Here is a 16,271-nt window from a genome sequence, read left to right on the forward strand (position 1 = left end):
GTGACCGTGATTGACCGCTGCTGACCGCCCTTAATGGCACGCTAATGGCACGACGGACGGGAGGACATTCCGGCACAATCACTGGATGTTCAACTTCGGGGTCCCGGGATACAGGCCGGAGTGGTTGAGTGGACGCTCGGCGATCACGGCCGCTCATGGAGCGAGGCTCGCGCACCTCGTCCGCCGGCGGCTGACCCGTGCGCTGCTGGTGTGGGATCTCGATCAGGATGAGTGGTTCGCCGACTGCCCGATCCTCCTGGACTTCGAGGGCGAGCAGGTCGAGATCAACCACTGGAAGTTCGACGAGGTCTCGATCACCTGGAACACCATCGATCCGCAGCGCGCGCTGGACTGGCCGGACTTCCACCTGGCATGGCGAGATGACGCACCAGACGAGCTCACTGCACTGGTCGGGCAGCCTTGTTCGGCAGTGGAGCTGCTGATGTGGAGAGACAGGGATCTCGTGGAGGGGACGATCGTGTCTTTGGGGTTCGGCTTCCCGAACGGCCAGGTGACGATTTTTAACGCCCTCGATGAAAACGGCATCGAGTTCACTTCTCCTGGCGACCGCTACGCGCGATACACGCTCGGACTATCTGATTCATAGGTTCCCAAACGATCTTCGCTGGCGTACGCGTGCGTTCGCCGCCTAGGTGGGCGGCACTCTCGCCGTCCAGTCCCGTTCGCCACAGTTCATGATCGTTCCCTCGGATGGCTCCCGTTGGATCGGCAGTCGCTTTCACTGTGATCAGCCCGCCGACCTGTGCCCCTGGCTACCACTCATCAAGAGACTTCACGTCCCATGAGAGCCGGATTGTGGGCTTGGTCTGGAGCGCAACCGGTTCCTTGTAGTCCTCCCGGAACCACAGCTTCAGCCCTTCATAGCCGGACCGCTCGCGCTCAACCGACAGTCTCCCGAGACGCCGCAGTCGCTTGATGTACGTGACCTCCTCGCCGTCCACGTAGAGGCTGATATACGCCTCACCCGCCGTGGGATCGATGGAGAAGAGGACCGATATCGCGCCTCGGGTGAGTTGAAATGAGTGGAGGCCGACTGGCCAATGAACGTCCTCGTACTCGCCTTGCGGCTCGTCCTCGAAGAGCCAGATCAGTTCCGCCAGCTCAGGGATCTCCATGGCGGGACCATACTCGAGGAGGCCCACGGACAGCAGCAGCCTGGCACCGCGCAGGCCCGCCCTGCTGATCTGCTTTTTCGACCACCGGCAGGCATCTGGTGTTCGCGGGTGCGTGGCCTACCGCGGCATAGCTCTATAACGCTTGAGCAGGGCCGTGATCTTGTCATGGTTACGCGCGCCGTTCAGCTCGTCAGGGCATAACTCGTAGAGGTCGCCCCACCAGCGGCGCGCCTTGTTGTCCCAGATCCGGTAACCGCCGGGAACGCCCCTGGCGACGTAGCGTCTTCTGCCCATAGTTCGTCACCCCGCAATCCGCCAGTCCACGGGTCAAGCGCGGTGATCAGCCCGCTACTCGGTGACCCAGGGTGAGGAACGAACCCTGGATCGTCGATCGCCCCCAAGCACGTCCGGTGTCCAACCATGCCGTGGCGATCGTAGAGCTGTATCTGTGCGGCGGCGTGGCAACCCCGGGCGGAGCGTTCGGTCTGTACGACGCGGCGAGCGCATCCTCGACGTCGCCAAGACCAGGAGGAACGGTGCTCGGTGGTCCGTCGCTCTCGCGCTCGGCATCCGGCAAGGCGAGGCTCTCGGACTCCGCTGGTCGTACATCGATCTGGACACGGAGGAGATCAGGGCGTGGTTCCAGATCCAGCGATCGGAGTGGCAGCACGGCTGCAACGATCCGCACGCCTGTGGAGAGAAGTGGCACCGCAAGGCGTGCAAGAAGAACTGCAAAGAGCACCAGCATGATCGCGACTGCAAGCCGGACTGCAAGAAGCGCGCCCACCGCTGCTACAGACGCCCATGCCTCAAAAACTGTACGAGCCACGCGGACAAGCGCCCGAAGCGCACCGGCGGCGGGCTGATCTTTCGGCAACGCAAGGGCAAGAGCAAGCTCACCCTCCAATGTCCGCCAGCGCTCCTGGCGCTACTGCGGGCCCACAAGAAGCTCCAGGCCGCCGAACGGCTCAAGGCTGGGGATAAGTGGACCGATCACGATCTGGCCTTCACAACGCATCTCGGCGGCCCGATCGAGCGCACCGAGGACTGGAAGCAGTGGAAGTCCATCCTTAAGCAGGCCGGCGTACGCGACGCCCGCGTTCACGACGCCCGCCACACCGCGGCAACCCTGCTCATCGAACAGGGCGTCCACATCCGAGTCGTACAGGAGATCCTTGGCCACACTCGTGTGACCACCACAGAGCGCTATACACACGTGGCCACGCTCCAGATGACAGACGCCAGCAACCGCATGGACCAGGCCCTCTGGGGACAGCCCTGAGGGCAACTGCAACCCTGGTGCCCACAGAAGATCAAAAAGGCCCTCTCCCCGATCAAGGGAGAGGGCCTTCCGCCTGCGGAGGATCGGGGATTTGAACCCCGGATGGGCGGTAAACCCAAACCGCATTAGCAGCTCGGGGCATGATCGTCCAGGACAGTTCCGCCTGGGCCAACATCCCTCCGCGGTCTTCCTGGAACGCGCTGGTACGGCAGTGAACCGCAACCCAAACTACAACCCCTCCGGCTTGACTGGCTGGTAGGAGGCGACACCACTGACGCCGACAAGTAGGACGCCATGATCCGAGCCACCGAACGGACCCGCCACACCCACCTCGTCGCCTCATTGCTGGGGACGGCGGAGATGCCAGATGATCAGAGCAGGGGTGTCGTGGTACGCGGCCGCGGCCGCATCGGGACACCATTGCTGGGCGAGCGGGCCGCCGTGCCCACCAGGCACCTCGCCCCACCTGGGCTCATGGCATGGCTCAATGTCCAGCCCGGCCCTCCGTGCCAGGCTCAAGTGCGGGCTCGCACAGTCAACCGTCTCGTCCTACATGACCACCCTCGAACGGGCGGGATTGGTCCAGTCGACACGCGTGGGCAAGTGGACACACTACAAGCGTGACGAGGCCAGGATCCGCAGGGTCGCGGAGGCGTGACGGGCGCGGCTTGACGCACTCCTCTCAGTGCAGGGCTGTCACGGCCTCGGCGGTCATGCACACGGTGGCGATACGCGGGAAGATGTAGTCGAAGGCGAACTGATGGGCACGTGCGTCGAGTGCGGTCACCGCGTCCTCTGGCAAGATCACCTTGAAGCCGAGTTCGTCGGCGAAACGTGCGGTCTGCTCGACACCGAAGTTCGTGGCGATCCCGGTGATGATCAGGGTGTCGATGCCCCGCTTGCGCAACGCCTCCTCCAGTCCGGTGTTGTGGAAAGCGCCCCAGGTGCCTTTCACGATCTCCAGGTCGCCGATCACCCCTTCCACCAGCTCGCTGCCTGGCGGTTGCTCGGCGAGGCCCGGCCGCTCGACCCGCACGGTGACGACCAGGCCGCCCGCTCGGCGCACGGCCTCGGCCAGAGCGAGGCAGCGGGCAACCACGAAGGATCCAGAATGAGGCGCCGTGGCCTGCTCGACGATGCGTGTCATCAGGTCGATGAGCAACAGTGCGGTGCGACGAGGGTCCAGTTTTTCCATGATGTTCCACATTTGAGGGGTGAGGTGACGCTGGGGTGGGTGTCAGGCGGCCGCGTAGATGAACCCGTCCACGCGTTCGAAGGGAACGGCTGTGCCGTTCAATATCACCTTGGTAGTCGCCTCGGGCGCCGCGATCGCGATGGCCGTGGCCGGGTCGGTGCTCGCGGTCAGCCCGCTGCCGTCGATGCGTACGGTGCCGTCCTTGAACGTCACGGCCAGGTCCGTGACCGCGGCCGGCGCCTTGACCAGGGTCGTGCCGTCGCGGACGACCGAGGAGCCGTCGACCAGCACGATTGTCCCGGCGTCGGCGTAGAGCAGCTTGCCATCGAAGGCGTAGGACCCGAATGTGCGCGAAGCCTTCGTGGTCCACGACTTGTAGTAGACGCCGGTGCCGCCGTTCAGGCTCAGGGCAGTGGCCTGGTACGACGGGGTCGTCCCGACCGGGAGCCTGGCCACGGTCACCGGGGTGGCCGCGCCGCGGGAGGGCACCAGGAGGGTGTCGAAGGTCGTTTGGCCCGCGACCGTCTTGGCGTAGGAGGCGTACTTGGCGTTCTGCAGGGTGTAGCCTCCCGGCGCGTGGTAGCCGTCCGGCAGCGAGGAGGTGACCTTGGTTGGGTCGGCGGGCACGATGCTGATGTTCGCCCCCGTGCCGTAGCCCGTGGACACCGCCTTCGACCCGGAGTTCATGGCGGGCTTGGCGTCCCAGGCGAAATGCCAGTTCTGCTCGTAGCGGTGCGCCGCGGTGTCCGTGGGCTTCAGCCGGTCGGAGACCACCCACAGGTCCGAGTGGAGGGACAGGACGGACCGCTCGTGGCGAGCACCGGTGGAGCTCTCGGTGTTCGCGCCGATGAGGTCGAAGGCGGGGTTGGTGACCAGATGCGAGATCCCGCCGGCCGCCGTCGTGGACTGGGACTGCGCCTTGTTGTCGATCTCGATCGTGTTGTGTGCCTCTGTGGATTTCCGCAGCCACACCGCGCGCGGGTCGTCGCTGTAGGTGAACGTCTCCATGTCGGGCAGGAGAGTCCTGCCGTACGCGTAGGTGGTGATCGCCAACTCGTCCGGGTGGCTGTGGTTGCCGCGGTCGGCGTTGATCCGCAGGTAGGAGTCGTCGGCGCTCCACCCGGACCGGGAGATCGCCACTCGGGTGTCCGGGTAGAGCACCGAGGTGTGCGCGGGCCGCTGTCCGGACGCTCCGGACGTGCCGACGTAGACGAGTTCCGGGTCCTCGAGCTCCGCGCCCAGTCGCGCGAGGCCGCCCCGCAGATCTTTGGTGTTGGCGTCGCCGTAGGCTGGGCTGTATCCGTTCGGATAGGCCTGGTCCATGAGGAAACGGGCGAGCTTCCGCAATTTGGCACTGGCGGTGGCGGGGAACTCGATCCCTTGGCGCCGCATGAACGGAATCGACTCCGCGTACTGGTTGAGGTAGCCCCTCAGGTAACCGTCCGTCGCCTCCTTGTAACCGCCGTCGGGATAGGTCGAATCGTTGAGCTGCGTCGTGAGGAAGGTCGCCGCGTTGGTCCGCCACCCTGGTGCCGCGCGGAACTCCGGGAAGTAGACCGCGGCGTGCAGCAGCGTGATCTTCTGTGACTGCATCTTGTTCGGGGTGGTGACGACGTTCTCCTGCAGGTGCATCCCCGCCCGATTCATCGTCTTGAGGATCGCCACGTTGGACTCGGGGGTAAGCGACGGGCTCTTGCGCAGGATCTCATAGGCCGCGATCCAGTTCTGCAGGCGGCGCGCCACGTGCAGGTTTTCCAGGTAGGAACCGGCTCCCTGATCGGAGTCGTAGGTGTCGGCGTCCTTGATGAAGTCCGTCATCAGGCCGATGAGCGTCTTGGCGTGGTGCTCGTCGCCGGTCTTCTGGTACTCCAGGGCCAGCGGGCCGGCGAAGAAGAAGCGGGGAAGCTGGTAGAGGTACTCCGGGTCGGCGCCCTTCGGGAGCTTCCAGTCGAAGCCCCCCGGGTCGCCTTCCCAAGAGTAGGTGTTCTGGACGGTGTTGTTCCAGGTGCGGGTGGTCTCGTTGAACGTCTCGCCCGTGCTGTACAGCATGACGGCCTTCGCGGAGGGAGCTTGGCCGGTCAGCGTCAGCTCCGCCTTCTTCACCCCGGAGACGCCGGAGAGATCGAAGTGCAGATACGCCTTGCGTGTCTCGCCGGTGAACGGGCCCGTGCCGTTGTCGCTGACCTGCATATAGTACTTGGCGCCGTAGACGTTGTCGGGATAGGCCGCCCAGATGTAGGTGTCGTGCGTGGGGTTGAGGGTCTTCGTGGACCCGTCGGCCAGAGTCAGGCGGAGGGTGGGCTTTCCCGACCCCTTGCTCCTGCTGTTGACGAGAGCGATGACCGCGTCCTTGTAGCGGCTCATCAGGAAAAATCCGGCCTTGCCCTTGGTGACGGTGGTCGTGACGTCGGCCGTGACCGTGTTCTCTCCCGGACCGAAGGCTACCGTCTTGACGTACTGCTCCCCGTCACCCAGCGTCCAGATGTGGCTGGGGGTCAGCTCGAGCGCGCCCGGCCAAGGCTTGTCGTGCGAGAAAGCGCTCGTCTCGATAGCAGGGCGGGCGCGGTAGTAGTCGAGCAGCTTCTGCTTGGCCAGCGTGTAGTCGCCCGCCTTGACTGCGCTCTCCACGGGTGCCAGGCCGGCGTGCGCGTAGTTCAGCCGCGGCCCCACCGCCCAGGCGCCGGCGCTCCACCTCCCGAAGAAACCGGCGTCCGACAGGGCCGCCGCGGTGGCCGGAGGGCCCGGCACCAGGAACGCGGCGAAGAGGATCAAGACGGCGAACCGCCGCCGCAAGGAACGCATGCGCGCCAAGATAGAGGTGCGCGGTATGTCTGCGGTATGTCTGCGGTATGTCAGGCCGCCAGGGCAGGCGGACCGAACGCCATACCATCCAACCCTGCGTTGGTCTGCCGTGCCAGCGGGCCTGGTGTGTTCAACACTGGATCCACATCCCTGGCCAAGGCCGCACGATAGGCGAGGGCCCTGTCATCGACCTCACCCGCCTGAGCCACGATGACCGGCGTACCGTGTCGTGCACCGTTGCGGACAGCCCGCTCCTCAGTCTCTCCTACATGTCGACGAGACCAACACCAAGTCAGATATGGAGAGGACGAAGCATGCAAGTAGTTACCCGTCTCGCCGCTGTTGCAGCCTTTGGGGATGTCCGGGATCATTTCGGTGTAACCGCCACCCACGCAGCGCCCGCGAACACCGCAGGCAGTAACGTGAGCGCTGCTGGGATCTACTGGGCATTGCAGAACCGTGATACCGGCAAATGCCTGTCGAATGACTCCACTAGCAGGATCTTCACCGAGCCTTGCAGTTCGACCAATACCTGGCAACAGCGGCACTGGATCAACAGCTCCTGGAACGACGGTTACAGGCTTTTGAAGAACAGGCGGGGCAACCTCTGCCCCGAGCCGAGTTCACGGCCTACCGCGACACGTGGGTCAGCCACCACCCCGGCTGGCAGATCCGCGTCTGGAGCGACGACAACCTCCCGCCACTGCGCAACCAGCACCTGTTCGACCGGGCCGAACACTATGCCCCGCGAACGTCGGCCAGTTCCGTGCGGACGTGCTGCGCTACGAACTGCTGTGGCAGTACGGCGGCCTGTACGTAGACGCGGACTTCGAGTGCCTGCGCCCGATCACGCCATTGCTGGATGGGGTCGCCTGCTTCGCGGCGCGGGAGAGCGACGGCAGGCGCATCGCCAACGGCCTCATGGGCGCCACGCGGCGGCATCCGTTCGTCGGCCAGCTGATCCGGGGCCTGCCGGCATCCGCGCAGGCGCACAGGGGCAAGCGGCCTGCCATCTCCACCGGCCCGGCCTACCTCACCGGCACGCACCGCGCCCACCTGGGGCAGCTCACCGTGTTCCCGTCCTGCTTGTCTACCCGCACCTGTGGTCGGAGCCGGCCATCCTGGGGAGATCAGAAGCCGGACCCGCTCGAGGTCATCCAGGACCTGCACGGGGGTCCTGTTGTCAGTTAGGCAGCCGGTTTGAGGCACCCCCTAGCGGCGTAGCCTGAACCTCAGGTGCAGCACCCCCTCGCCTTGGATAACCACATGGGGATCCTCCAGTAGATGCTGCCCATCGATGCTGCCGAAGTAGCGTTTGCCCGACCCGAACACCACCGGCACCACGTCCATCGCCACCTCGTCCACGAGGCCGGCCGCCAAAATCTGGCCGCCCACTTCTCCGGCGTTCACACTGATGGCTCGCCCTCCGGCGAATTCCTGGGCCTTGTCGATCGCAGCCGTCACGTCATCGACGAAGTGGTACGACGCCTCGGGGTGCCAGCCCTCGGGCTTAGGCCGGTGGGACACCACGACTACGTGGTCGCCCGTGGGCGGATGACCCTCCCAACCGTTCACCAGGTCGAACAGGTGGCGGCCCATCACGATCGTGCCGATCGACTCCCACATCGACCGGACGTACTGCGCCGATCCCTTTGAAACCTTGAAGGCGCTTCCAGCTCCGGAATGATCGTACTGCTGGTCGCTGCCTCCGGTGATCGGGGTGTCCCCGTTGAAGTACCAATCGTGAAGTGGCCCGACGTCGTCGTTCTCGTCGGCGATAAAGCCGTCCACCGACACCACGTTGTGCATGGATACTGTGCCCACAGGTTCTCCTCCAGTCTTCTCCCCCACAGCCGCGGAAACCGAGATCGAGCCGCTGACGCGTGAGAAGGCTCGCCGCATCCTCGACGTGGCCAAGGCCAAGCGGAACGGCACTCGTTGGTCCGTGGCGCTTGCACTCGGCATCCGCCAGGGCGAAGCTCTCGGGCTTCGCTGGTCGTACATCGACATGGACACGGGCGAGATCCGGGCCTGGTTCCAGGTACAGCGCCAGGAGTGGCGGCATGGCTGCGACGACCCGCACGCGTGCGGCGAGAAGTGGCACCGCCGGCCGTGCCACAAGAAATGCAAGATCCGCGGACACCGGTCGGCCTGCAAGCCAGGCTGCGCCAAGCCGGGTCATGTCTGCTACAAGCGGCCCTGCCTAAAGGACTGCACCGGCCACGCGGACAAGTGCCCCAAGCGAACCGGCGGCGGCCTGGTCTTCCGGCAGCGCAAGGGCAAGAGCAAGCTCACGCTCCAGTGTCCGCCCGAGCTCCTCACCCAACTCAAGGCCCACCGCGAGATGCAAGATGCCGAGCGGGAGAAGGCGGGAGACCGATGGGAGCACCATGACTTGGTGTTCGCGACCAAGCACGGCACGCCCATCGAGCGCACGGAGGACTGGAAGCACTGGAAGGTCATCCTCAAGCAGGCCGGCGTCCGAGACGTACGAGTCCACGACGCCCGGCACACCGCCGCGACGCTCCTCATCGAGCAGGGTGTGAACATCCGGGTCGTTCAGCAGGTTCTCGGCCACACCCGAGTGATCACCACCGAGCGCTACACCCACGTATCCACACCTTTGATGCGCGACGCGGGGGAGCGGCTCGCCTCTGCTCTCTGGGGAAATCCCTAGCCGTTGCAACTAAGACTGCAACTATGACGCCCTCAAAAATCGAAAGGCCCCCTCCCCAAGATCTGGGAGAGGGCCTTTCAGCTGCGGAGGATCGGGGATTTGAACCCCGGATGGTGTTGCCACCAAACCGCATTAGCAGTGCGGCGCCATAGACCTGACTAGGCGAATCCTCCTGGAGGCCATCGCGGCTCAGCACAGCGTACCGGCCTTCTGGCGAGGCGGCAAAGCGATTGCTCCCCCGCCCTTCACCAAGAGTTATCAACAGCCTGTGGGTAACTGCCTGTGGATGAAGCCCGCCCAGAGCGTGGACGGGCTTCGGGGCTGTGGATAACGTACATCGAACGCCGGGAACACCAGGCTACGCGGCCGGGTTCGCCTCGCCCTCGATCTCGATCTTGATCTTCTTGCCCACCAGGACGCCGCCGGTCTCCAGGGCCTGGTTCCAGGTCAGGCCGAAGTCCTCGCGGTCGAACTCCGTGGTGATCGAGAAGCCCCACACCGAGGCGCCCCACGGGTTGGTGCCCGCGCCGCCGTACTCGACCGTGAGCTCGACCTCCTTGGTCACGTCACGGATGGTCAGGTCGCCGACGACGGTGAACTCGTCGCCCGAGTGGCTGACCACGCGGCCGTTCCTGAAGGTGATCTGCGGGAACTTCTCGGCGGCCAGGAAGTCGTCGCCGCGCAGGTGGCCGTCGCGGTCGGCGATGCCCGTGTCGATGCTGCCGGCGTCGATGGTGAGCTCGGCGGTGGACTCCACCGGGTTCTCGGCGATCGTGACCGAGCCGCTGAAGGTGCCGAAGTGGCCGCGGACCTTGCTGACCATCATGTGCTTGACCAGGAAACCGATGCGGGTGTGGGCCACGTCCAGGTTGTAGGTCCCGGCGGCGGGGATGGTCAGGGACTCCCAGGTGCGCGTGGTCATGGGGTTCTCCTCAGAGGGGTAGTTGCTGTGCGGATGTCTGCGGCAACAAATGTCTACACGAGGAATATTCCTCACGTCAACTATTGTCCGCTAGGCTATGGACGTGATGGATTTTGACGACCCGCGCTTGACGGCCATTGGACTGCTGGCGGAGGCGCACACCGGACTGATGTCCAGGCTCCAGCCGGCGCTCGACCTCGCCGGGTTGCCGGGGATCGATTTCGAGACCGTCATCAGGCTGGCCCGCTCGCCGGGACAGCGGCTGCGAATGAGTGATCTTGCCGCGCAGACCGAGCTGTCCACGAGCGGGGTGACCAGGGTCGTCGACCGACTGGAGCGGGAGGGGCTGGTGACCAGGCAGGCGTGCGCCAGCGATCGGCGAGCCTCCTACGCCGCGCTCACCGAGGCCGGGCGGGCGCGGCTGGAGTCCGTACTGCCACAGCATCTGAACGACATCGAAGAATGGTTCACCGGGCTGCTGGACGCGGAGGAGCTGGAGACGTTCCTGGGCACCCTGCGGAAGATCAGAGATGTCGTACGGCCGTGCGCCACAGCAGGCGCGCAGGAGGCGGAAGCCGCGACCCACGGCTCATAAGTCAGGGAGTACGGCGTCCCAGGGCGTTCCTGAGCTTGGCCATGGCCCGTGACACCGTGCTCTTGACCGTGCCCACGCTGATCCCCAGCGTCCTGGCGATCTCCGGTTCGGTCATGTCCTCGTAGTACCGCAGCACGATCGCCGCCCTCATCCGCTCCGGCAGCGAGTCCAGGGCCTGCTCGAGCTGCTCGTGCACATCCCCGTGCGGCTCCTCCGACTCCGAAGAAGCACACATCTCGGGCAACTCGTCCGACGGGTACTCCTCCAGCTTGCGCCGCCGCCACTGCGAGATGTTGATGTTCACCATGGCCCGCCGCACATAGCCGTCCAGCGCCCCCCGGTCCTCGATCCGGTTCCAGGCGAGGTACGTCTTGGTCAGCGCGTTCTGCAGCAGATCCTCCGCGTCCAGCGGATGCCCGGTGAGCTGGTGAGCGGTGCGCAGCAGGGCGGGACCGCGCGCCCTCACGTACTCGCGGAACTCGTCTTCCCAGCCGGTGGTCTGCATCGTGGCCAGAATCGCAGCCTGATGCCCTATTGGGCCTGAACCAGAATTCAGGTTTCGGTCCGCCGACGATAAAGGTAGGTCAAGGTCGGTGGCGGTTTGTTCGTCGCCGGGTGTCAACTCACTTCCCCGGGGATGCGTATTTTGATCCCGTCTGCGCCGGTACGGTGTGAGCTACCCCCAAGTCGTGTGAATCTAGTACCCGACGAGGGAGGGCCGATGGGGTATCCGAGCGTTGAGCGCCGCAGGGTGCTCGCCGCGGCCGCGCTCGGCCGCGAGTCCGGCGTCCCAGGCCCCGATCCCGACAACGGAGAGCCTTTACGCGCCGTCGCCGGCGAGATCATGGACGTCAGCCCGCACCTGATCATCATCGAGACCCCCGCGGGCGCCGAGGAGCGGCTCGTGATCGCCCCCTGGGCCACCGCCTGGCACGGGCAGGACGTCGCGCCCGCCGATCTCGCCGCGGGCTCCATGGTCACGATGCGGACGCGCGCGGGGCGCGTCGTCGAGCGGATCTGGGCCGACACCACCCGCATCACCGGGACGATCCAGTCGATCAGCGGACGCAGGGACCTGACGGTCGAGCTCGATTGCGGGCCCCACCGCGGCCACCGGACGATCACCATCCCCTACCGGGCGTCGGGGCGGCTGCAGGTGCGGCATCCCATGTTCGAGCCCGGGTACCTGTTCGACGCGATCGGGATCAGGCAGGAGGGGACGAGCCTGGCCCTGCTGCCCGCCACTTCGCAGCCTCCCTATCCGGCCCGCGCGGTGCCCGCCCCGCCGCCCGCGTACGCCGGACTCCAGTCCCGCATCGCCGGCCCCGCCACCTGGTCGGACACGTTCGACCAGGAGGAGCGGGGCGCCGCGTACCCGATGCTGGAGCGACAGGACACCGGCTGCCCGGACGCCGGGGTGTCGTGCACGGGGCTGCCGTACCTCGCGGTGGGGTCGTTGCTCCAGGTCAGGAACCTCTGCTCACAGCGGAACGCCAACGTGCCCGTGGTGGCGTGCGGCTGCGTGGCCGGGCGTTTCTGCGACCGCTGCGTCGAGTGCGACACCTCGCCGCGCGGGCGGGTCGTGGAGCTGTCGCCGTTCTCCTACGTGGAGCTCGGCGGTGACTTGGTCAAAGGGTGCTTCAACGCTCAGATCGGATTGGGGTGACGCGGGCGTGCTCGAATCGCAGCTGCCGCTTCTGATCGTGCTCCTTCTCGCCGGCATGGTGGCCAAGGTGAGCACCGTGCGCTCCGGAGGTGAGCCCGGCGCGCTGTCCAGGCTGGGGCCCGCGGTCCTGGTGCCGGGCCGCATGCAGGCCCCCGCGCTGCTGATCTGCGCGGGTGGCGAGGTGGTGCTGGCCACGGGGCTGCTGGTCACCACGCATCCGATCTTCCGGTGGGGTACGGTCGCGTTCTTCGCCTTGTCCACGTACGTGCTGCTGGAACTGCGCAGGCGGCGGCCCGACGCGGGCTGCGGCTGCTTCGGCGAGGTGAGCTCGGCGCCGGTCGGATTGCGCTCGATCGGCAGGACGGTCGCGCTGACCGGGATGGCCGGGGTGTCGGTGTGGGCGCCGGTGCCGGGCTGGCTGGCCGTGATGCACCCGTCCTGGCTGACGGTCGCGGGGGCCGTGGTGCTCGCGGTCCTCTCCCCCGAGATCGAGGAGTTGATCGACCGCGTACGGTTCCGCGCCCCCTGCGAGCAGCGCCGCGGCCCCGCCGAGTCGGTCACCCTCGCGCGCCTCAGGGCGAGCGGCACGTGGCGGGCCCACGAGGGCGAGCTGGCCTCGGCCGAACCGTACGACACCTGGCGCGAGCTGTGCTGGCGCTTCTACGCCTTCCGGAACCACGACAAGGACGACGTCGTCTTCGCCGTCTACCTCAGCGGCCGGCGCCCGGCGGTGCGGATGGCCGTGGTCAGCGGGGAGAGCAGCGGGTCTCTGCCGGAATATACGTCAGTATCGGCCTGACGCTATAAAGCGTTAGATTCCGCTCGACAGGCACGACGATATGGCTCTATTGGGCTGTCTAGCTTCCCCACTAGACAGCCCAATAGAGGTCTAGGGGCGCTGCTCAGACCGGCTGAGCGCGCAGGAACTTCCCGAAGTGCGGCACCGTGAACGCGATCAGGCCACGCTCGGCGCTGTAGATGAGCCCTTTCTTGATGAGGCTGTCACGGGCGGGCGAGAGGCTGGACGGCTTTCGCCCGAGGGCGTCGGCCACCTCCGCGGTGGCGACCGGCTCGTCGCCGATCTGCGCCATGGCATGCATGTAGTCGCGCTCGGCCGGGGTGGCCCGCTCGTAGCGGCTGCCGAAGAACCCGACCGCGAGCTCCTCCTCGGCCTCCGGCGCGGAGACCTTGACGTCTTCGATGGTGATCGGGCTGCGCGGGGCAAGGTCCCAGGCGACCTTGCCGTACGCCTGCACGAAGTAGGGATAGCCGTCGGCCGCCTCGTAGAGGGCGTCGAGTGCCTCCTGGGTGAACTCCACCTCTTCCTCGCGCGCCGGCAGGATCAGCGCGAGATCGGCCGCCTCGCGGTCGAGCTTGTCGATGCGCGCGTAGCGGAAGAGCCGCTCGGAATAGCTCTTGCTGGCCGACAGCACGCTCGGCAGGTGCGGCAGCCCGGCGCCCACGACGATCAGCGGCCCGCCCGACTGTGACAGCTCGTGGCAGGCGGCGCAGAGCGCGGAGACGTCGGCGGGCTGCACGTCCTGCATCTCGTCGATGAACAGCGCGATGCCCACCGCCAGGTCGGTGGCCACGCCCGCCGCGTCGACGAACAGCTCGGTGAGGTCGATCTCCAGGTCGCCGGAGTCGGCGCGCCCGCGGCTGGCGGGCACCTCGATGCCGGGCGACCAGTGTGAGGTGCCCTTGGCCGCCGCCGGATCGCGCATGGCGAACGCCTTGAGCACCCCGAGGAACTCCTCGATGCGCTCGGGCGCGCGGTGGCGCGGGGCCAGCTCGCGGATGGCCATGTGCAGCGCGGCCGCCACGGGACGCCTGATCGACTGGTCGGGCCGGGCCTCGATCTTGCCCGTGCCCCACAGCCGCTGCATGGCCATGGACTTGAACGTGTTGAGCAGGACGGTCTTGCCGACGCCCCGCAGGCCGGTGACGACCATGCTGCGCTCGGGACGGCCACGGGCCACCCGCTCCAGCACGACCTCGAACTGCTGCAGCTCACGGTCGCGCCCGGCGAGCTCCGGCGGACGCTGGCCGGCGCCGGGGGCGTAGGGGTTTCGCACAGGGTCCACGCTCTCGGACTTTATTGCCGGATATAGCGGCCGTCTTAGATTTGGGAAGAAAGTGCTACGGCGTGTCCGAGCAGGGGCGGTCGCGAGCACCGTCATCGGACACACCCCTTCCCACCAGGCCGAACCCTTGTTCGATTGCGGTACCTAGAACTGTAGCGCGGACTCGAACACCCATGCGATGGTTTCGAGTAAAAGATCTTTGCAACAGTACGGACCCTCCCGTGCGTCTGGGTGATGTGGAGTTCGAGGATTTCGTCCGGACGCGCGGTTCGGCCCTGCTCAGGTACGGCTACGTGCTCACCGGCAACGCCGATGACGCCGCCGACCTCGTACAGGAGGCGTTGCTCAAGCTGAGCGGCTCCTGGCGCAGGGTCCGCAACAAGGAGAACCCCGAGTCGTACGTGCGAACGATCATGACTCGGCAGCACATCAGCTGGTGGCGTAGCCGACGCCGGGAGCGCGTGACGGACGACCTCCCCGAGGGCTCGTACACCGACGACCACGCCTTCGGGGAGCTGTGGAAAGAGCTGGCCGCGCTGCCCCGCAGGCAGCGGGTCGTCCTGGTGCTGCGCTACTACGAGGACCTACCGGACAACGAGATAGCGGAGATCCTCGGCATCTCCCGCGGAACCGTACGAAGCCAGGCGTTCCGCGGGCTCAACGCGCTGCGGGTCAACCCGTCGGTGCTCGAAAGGGGACGGGCATGAGGACAGTGGACGAACTGGCGGGCGCGCTGCGAGCGGCGGCCGAGCGCGCTCCGCTCGAAGGCGATCTACTGGCGGGTGTCGCCGCACGCCGGCGCCGCAGGAACCGGCGGCGTCTGCACATGCTCGCCGCCGCTGCCGCCGTGGTGGTGCTGAGCGTGGGGGTGAGGGGCGTCGTTCTCCCCGGCGAGAGCAGGCTTTCCGGCGAGGGCAAAGTCGACGTGGCCACGCCCCCGCGTCCCACCGCGACGCTCGACCGGCTTCTGGCCAAGCCCATGCCGGTGGAGAAGCTCTGGCCCGAGGCGGTCTTCACGATGCCCGCCAAGAGCGCCGACGGCATGCGCTACTTTCCGGTCACCGGCATCAGCGCCACAAAGGTCCTGGTCCTGGCGAAACCACCGCTCGGAAAGACGAGCAGGATCGAGGTGTACGACTCCGCCGCCAAGAGCTCCCGTGTAGTCACCGACCTGCCCATGCCACACAGCTACTCCGAGGCGCTCGTGACCACAGACGGAAAGAACGTCGTCTGGTACAGGACCACCACGAGCAACAACGGGATGGAAATCTGGACGGTACCACTGGCCGGCGGCAAGGCCAGGCTGGTCACCACGCTGTCCGGCGACCGCGGCATCAGCGGGATCGCGATCGACGGGGACCGGATCGTCTGGTCGGAATGGCCCGGCCGTGCCGGCCAGACACCCCGTATGTGGCACATCCCCCTCACGGGCGGCGTCCCCGAGCGGCTCCGCACCGGAGACGGCCTGTACCTGGACACGTGGCCGTGGGGGAGCAACGCGCTCCCAGGCGCCTCCGATGACGACCACAACCAGACCAAGGTCGTCGATCTGAGGTCCCGGGCCACGTTCAGCGTGACCGTCCCGCCCGGGACCACAGGGCTGCGCTGCGGGCCCCGCTGGTGCTTCGGCCGTAACGGGACAGGCGGTTTCCTCCAGCGGATCGACGGTTCCATGGTGCGCAGGCTCGACGGGTTCGGCGGTCGGAAGCCGGTCTCGATGCCGCCGATCCTCGACCGGTTCGTGGCTCTCAAGAACGGGGTCCACGACGCCGAGACCGGCCGATCGGCCGTGATCAATGCCAGGTGGATCTCCCTCGGCATGCTCGCCCAGCCCAGCACGGTCATCTACTGGGGAAACAAGCCCGACACTTACCACGTGCTGAACTTGGCAGCCGTCCCGCCCGGGCAATAG

18 protein-coding genes and 1 tRNA gene are annotated in these 16,271 nt (G+C 66.6%); 10 read left to right on the top strand and 9 right to left on the bottom strand.

Translation table 11 applies throughout. The annotated features are described in order from the left end of the window. Nucleotides 1–85: 85 nt before the first annotated feature. Entirely contained in the window at nucleotides 86–607 is a 522-nt protein-coding gene (locus ACIBVN_RS22185) for a hypothetical protein (RefSeq protein ID WP_397139140.1), read from the top strand. A gap of 166 nt (nucleotides 608–773) precedes the next feature. On the opposite strand, the gene ACIBVN_RS22190 is transcribed toward ACIBVN_RS22185, so the two are convergent. Both ACIBVN_RS22190 and ACIBVN_RS22195 read right to left on the bottom strand, forming a co-directional pair. Then, nucleotides 774–1,136 carry a hypothetical protein gene (locus ACIBVN_RS22190; protein WP_397139142.1) on the bottom strand — a complete coding sequence of 121 codons (363 nt, stop codon included), beginning with the start codon at nucleotides 1,134–1,136 and terminating at the stop codon, nucleotides 774–776. A gap of 117 nt (nucleotides 1,137–1,253) precedes the next feature. After that, a complete protein-coding gene (locus tag ACIBVN_RS22195; RefSeq protein ID WP_397139144.1) occupies nucleotides 1,254–1,430 on the bottom strand; it encodes a hypothetical protein in 177 nt (58 codons plus the stop codon). A gap of 154 nt (nucleotides 1,431–1,584) precedes the next feature. Here ACIBVN_RS22195 and ACIBVN_RS22200 point away from each other — a divergent pair, with 154 nt between their 5' ends. Next, entirely contained in the window at nucleotides 1,585–2,418 is an 834-nt protein-coding gene (locus tag ACIBVN_RS22200; protein WP_397139146.1) for a tyrosine-type recombinase/integrase, read from the top strand. A gap of 487 nt (nucleotides 2,419–2,905) precedes the next feature. Then, nucleotides 2,906–3,076, top strand: coding sequence for an ArsR/SmtB family transcription factor (locus ACIBVN_RS22205; protein WP_397139148.1), 171 nt, complete (start codon nucleotides 2,906–2,908; stop codon nucleotides 3,074–3,076). Between the two features lie 24 nt (nucleotides 3,077–3,100). Here the strand turns inward: ACIBVN_RS22205 and ACIBVN_RS22210 are convergent, their stop codons facing one another. Both ACIBVN_RS22210 and ACIBVN_RS22215 read right to left on the bottom strand, forming a co-directional pair. Then, on the bottom strand, nucleotides 3,101–3,613 hold the full coding sequence (locus ACIBVN_RS22210; protein WP_397139150.1) for an isochorismatase family protein: 513 nt from the start codon (nucleotides 3,611–3,613) through the stop codon (nucleotides 3,101–3,103). A gap of 42 nt (nucleotides 3,614–3,655) precedes the next feature. After that, nucleotides 3,656–6,415, bottom strand: coding sequence for a heparinase II/III family protein (locus tag ACIBVN_RS22215; RefSeq protein ID WP_397139152.1), 2,760 nt, complete (start codon nucleotides 6,413–6,415; stop codon nucleotides 3,656–3,658). A gap of 774 nt (nucleotides 6,416–7,189) precedes the next feature. Here ACIBVN_RS22215 and ACIBVN_RS22220 point away from each other — a divergent pair. Then, nucleotides 7,190–7,606, top strand: coding sequence for a glycosyltransferase (locus tag ACIBVN_RS22220; protein ID WP_397139154.1), 417 nt, complete (start codon nucleotides 7,190–7,192; stop codon nucleotides 7,604–7,606). A gap of 21 nt (nucleotides 7,607–7,627) precedes the next feature. On the opposite strand, the gene ACIBVN_RS22225 is transcribed toward ACIBVN_RS22220, so the two are convergent. Continuing rightward, the gene (locus ACIBVN_RS22225) at nucleotides 7,628–8,224 is read right to left on the bottom strand and encodes a dihydrofolate reductase family protein (RefSeq protein WP_397139156.1); all 597 of its coding nucleotides are present in this window, start codon (nucleotides 8,222–8,224) and stop codon (nucleotides 7,628–7,630) included. On the opposite strand from ACIBVN_RS22225, the gene ACIBVN_RS22230 reads away from it, so the two are divergent. Next, nucleotides 8,223–9,092 (top strand): tyrosine-type recombinase/integrase, encoded by an 870-nt coding sequence (locus ACIBVN_RS22230; protein WP_397139158.1) that lies wholly within the window; start codon nucleotides 8,223–8,225, stop codon nucleotides 9,090–9,092. The two genes, ACIBVN_RS22225 and ACIBVN_RS22230, sit on opposite strands and share 2 nt — an antisense overlap. A gap of 84 nt (nucleotides 9,093–9,176) precedes the next feature. Here the strand turns inward: ACIBVN_RS22230 and ACIBVN_RS22235 are convergent. Next, nucleotides 9,177–9,265, bottom strand: a tRNA-Ser gene (locus ACIBVN_RS22235). A 185-nt stretch (nucleotides 9,266–9,450) separates the two neighbouring features. Then, on the bottom strand, nucleotides 9,451–10,014 hold the full coding sequence (locus ACIBVN_RS22240; protein WP_397139160.1) for a YceI family protein: 564 nt from the start codon (nucleotides 10,012–10,014) through the stop codon (nucleotides 9,451–9,453). 106 nt (nucleotides 10,015–10,120) lie between these two features. Here ACIBVN_RS22240 and ACIBVN_RS22245 point away from each other — a divergent pair, with 106 nt between their 5' ends. Then, nucleotides 10,121–10,609 carry a MarR family winged helix-turn-helix transcriptional regulator gene (locus ACIBVN_RS22245; protein ID WP_397139409.1) on the top strand — a complete coding sequence of 163 codons (489 nt, stop codon included), beginning with the start codon at nucleotides 10,121–10,123 and terminating at the stop codon, nucleotides 10,607–10,609. A gap of 1 nt (nucleotide 10,610) precedes the next feature. Here the strand turns inward: ACIBVN_RS22245 and ACIBVN_RS22250 are convergent, their stop codons facing one another. Beyond that, complete coding sequence (locus ACIBVN_RS22250; RefSeq protein ID WP_397139162.1) at nucleotides 10,611–11,114, bottom strand: SigE family RNA polymerase sigma factor; 504 nt, start codon at nucleotides 11,112–11,114, stop codon at nucleotides 10,611–10,613. Between the two features lie 216 nt (nucleotides 11,115–11,330). Between ACIBVN_RS22250 and ACIBVN_RS22255 the strand changes: the two genes are divergently transcribed. Together ACIBVN_RS22255 and ACIBVN_RS22260 are read left to right on the top strand one after the other, a co-directional pair. Beyond that, complete coding sequence (locus ACIBVN_RS22255) at nucleotides 11,331–12,275, top strand: hypothetical protein (protein WP_397139164.1); 945 nt, start codon at nucleotides 11,331–11,333, stop codon at nucleotides 12,273–12,275. A 7-nt stretch (nucleotides 12,276–12,282) separates the two neighbouring features. Then, nucleotides 12,283–13,074 (top strand): MauE/DoxX family redox-associated membrane protein, encoded by a 792-nt coding sequence (locus ACIBVN_RS22260; protein WP_397139166.1) that lies wholly within the window; start codon nucleotides 12,283–12,285, stop codon nucleotides 13,072–13,074. A 103-nt stretch (nucleotides 13,075–13,177) separates the two neighbouring features. Here the strand turns inward: ACIBVN_RS22260 and ACIBVN_RS22265 are convergent, their stop codons facing one another. Continuing rightward, nucleotides 13,178–14,359 (bottom strand): ATP-binding protein, encoded by a 1,182-nt coding sequence (locus ACIBVN_RS22265; RefSeq protein WP_349451961.1) that lies wholly within the window; start codon nucleotides 14,357–14,359, stop codon nucleotides 13,178–13,180. 221 nt (nucleotides 14,360–14,580) lie between these two features. Between ACIBVN_RS22265 and ACIBVN_RS22270 the strand changes: the two genes are divergently transcribed. Then, complete coding sequence (locus ACIBVN_RS22270; protein ID WP_397139168.1) at nucleotides 14,581–15,066, top strand: SigE family RNA polymerase sigma factor; 486 nt, start codon at nucleotides 14,581–14,583, stop codon at nucleotides 15,064–15,066. Further along, complete coding sequence (locus ACIBVN_RS22275; protein ID WP_397139170.1) at nucleotides 15,063–16,271, top strand: TolB family protein; 1,209 nt, start codon at nucleotides 15,063–15,065, stop codon at nucleotides 16,269–16,271. Before ACIBVN_RS22270 ends, ACIBVN_RS22275 begins: the two co-directional genes overlap by 4 nt.

This window comes from Nonomuraea sp. NPDC049400 (assembly GCF_044466425.1).
Classification (GTDB): domain Bacteria; phylum Actinomycetota; class Actinomycetes; order Streptosporangiales; family Streptosporangiaceae; genus Nonomuraea.

Coding starts and splice junctions, on each gene's coding strand:
- ACIBVN_RS22185 (WP_397139140.1), top strand. CDS start 86: ATGTTCAACTTCGGGGTCCCGGGATACAGGCCGGAGTGGTTGAGTGGA.
- ACIBVN_RS22190 (WP_397139142.1), bottom strand. CDS start 1,136: ATGGAGATCCCTGAGCTGGCGGAACTGATCTGGCTCTTCGAGGACGAG.
- ACIBVN_RS22195 (WP_397139144.1), bottom strand. CDS start 1,430: ATGGGCAGAAGACGCTACGTCGCCAGGGGCGTTCCCGGCGGTTACCGG.
- ACIBVN_RS22205 (WP_397139148.1), top strand. CDS start 2,906: ATGTCCAGCCCGGCCCTCCGTGCCAGGCTCAAGTGCGGGCTCGCACAG.
- ACIBVN_RS22210 (WP_397139150.1), bottom strand. CDS start 3,613: ATGGAAAAACTGGACCCTCGTCGCACCGCACTGTTGCTCATCGACCTG.
- ACIBVN_RS22215 (WP_397139152.1), bottom strand. CDS start 6,415: ATGCGTTCCTTGCGGCGGCGGTTCGCCGTCTTGATCCTCTTCGCCGCG.
- ACIBVN_RS22230 (WP_397139158.1), top strand. CDS start 8,223: ATGGATACTGTGCCCACAGGTTCTCCTCCAGTCTTCTCCCCCACAGCC.
- ACIBVN_RS22225 (WP_397139156.1), bottom strand. CDS start 8,224: ATGCACAACGTGGTGTCGGTGGACGGCTTTATCGCCGACGAGAACGAC.
- ACIBVN_RS22240 (WP_397139160.1), bottom strand. CDS start 10,014: ATGACCACGCGCACCTGGGAGTCCCTGACCATCCCCGCCGCCGGGACC.
- ACIBVN_RS22245 (WP_397139409.1), top strand. CDS start 10,121: ATGGATTTTGACGACCCGCGCTTGACGGCCATTGGACTGCTGGCGGAG.
- ACIBVN_RS22250 (WP_397139162.1), bottom strand. CDS start 11,114: ATGCAGACCACCGGCTGGGAAGACGAGTTCCGCGAGTACGTGAGGGCG.
- ACIBVN_RS22255 (WP_397139164.1), top strand. CDS start 11,331: ATGGGGTATCCGAGCGTTGAGCGCCGCAGGGTGCTCGCCGCGGCCGCG.
- ACIBVN_RS22275 (WP_397139170.1), top strand. CDS start 15,063: ATGAGGACAGTGGACGAACTGGCGGGCGCGCTGCGAGCGGCGGCCGAG.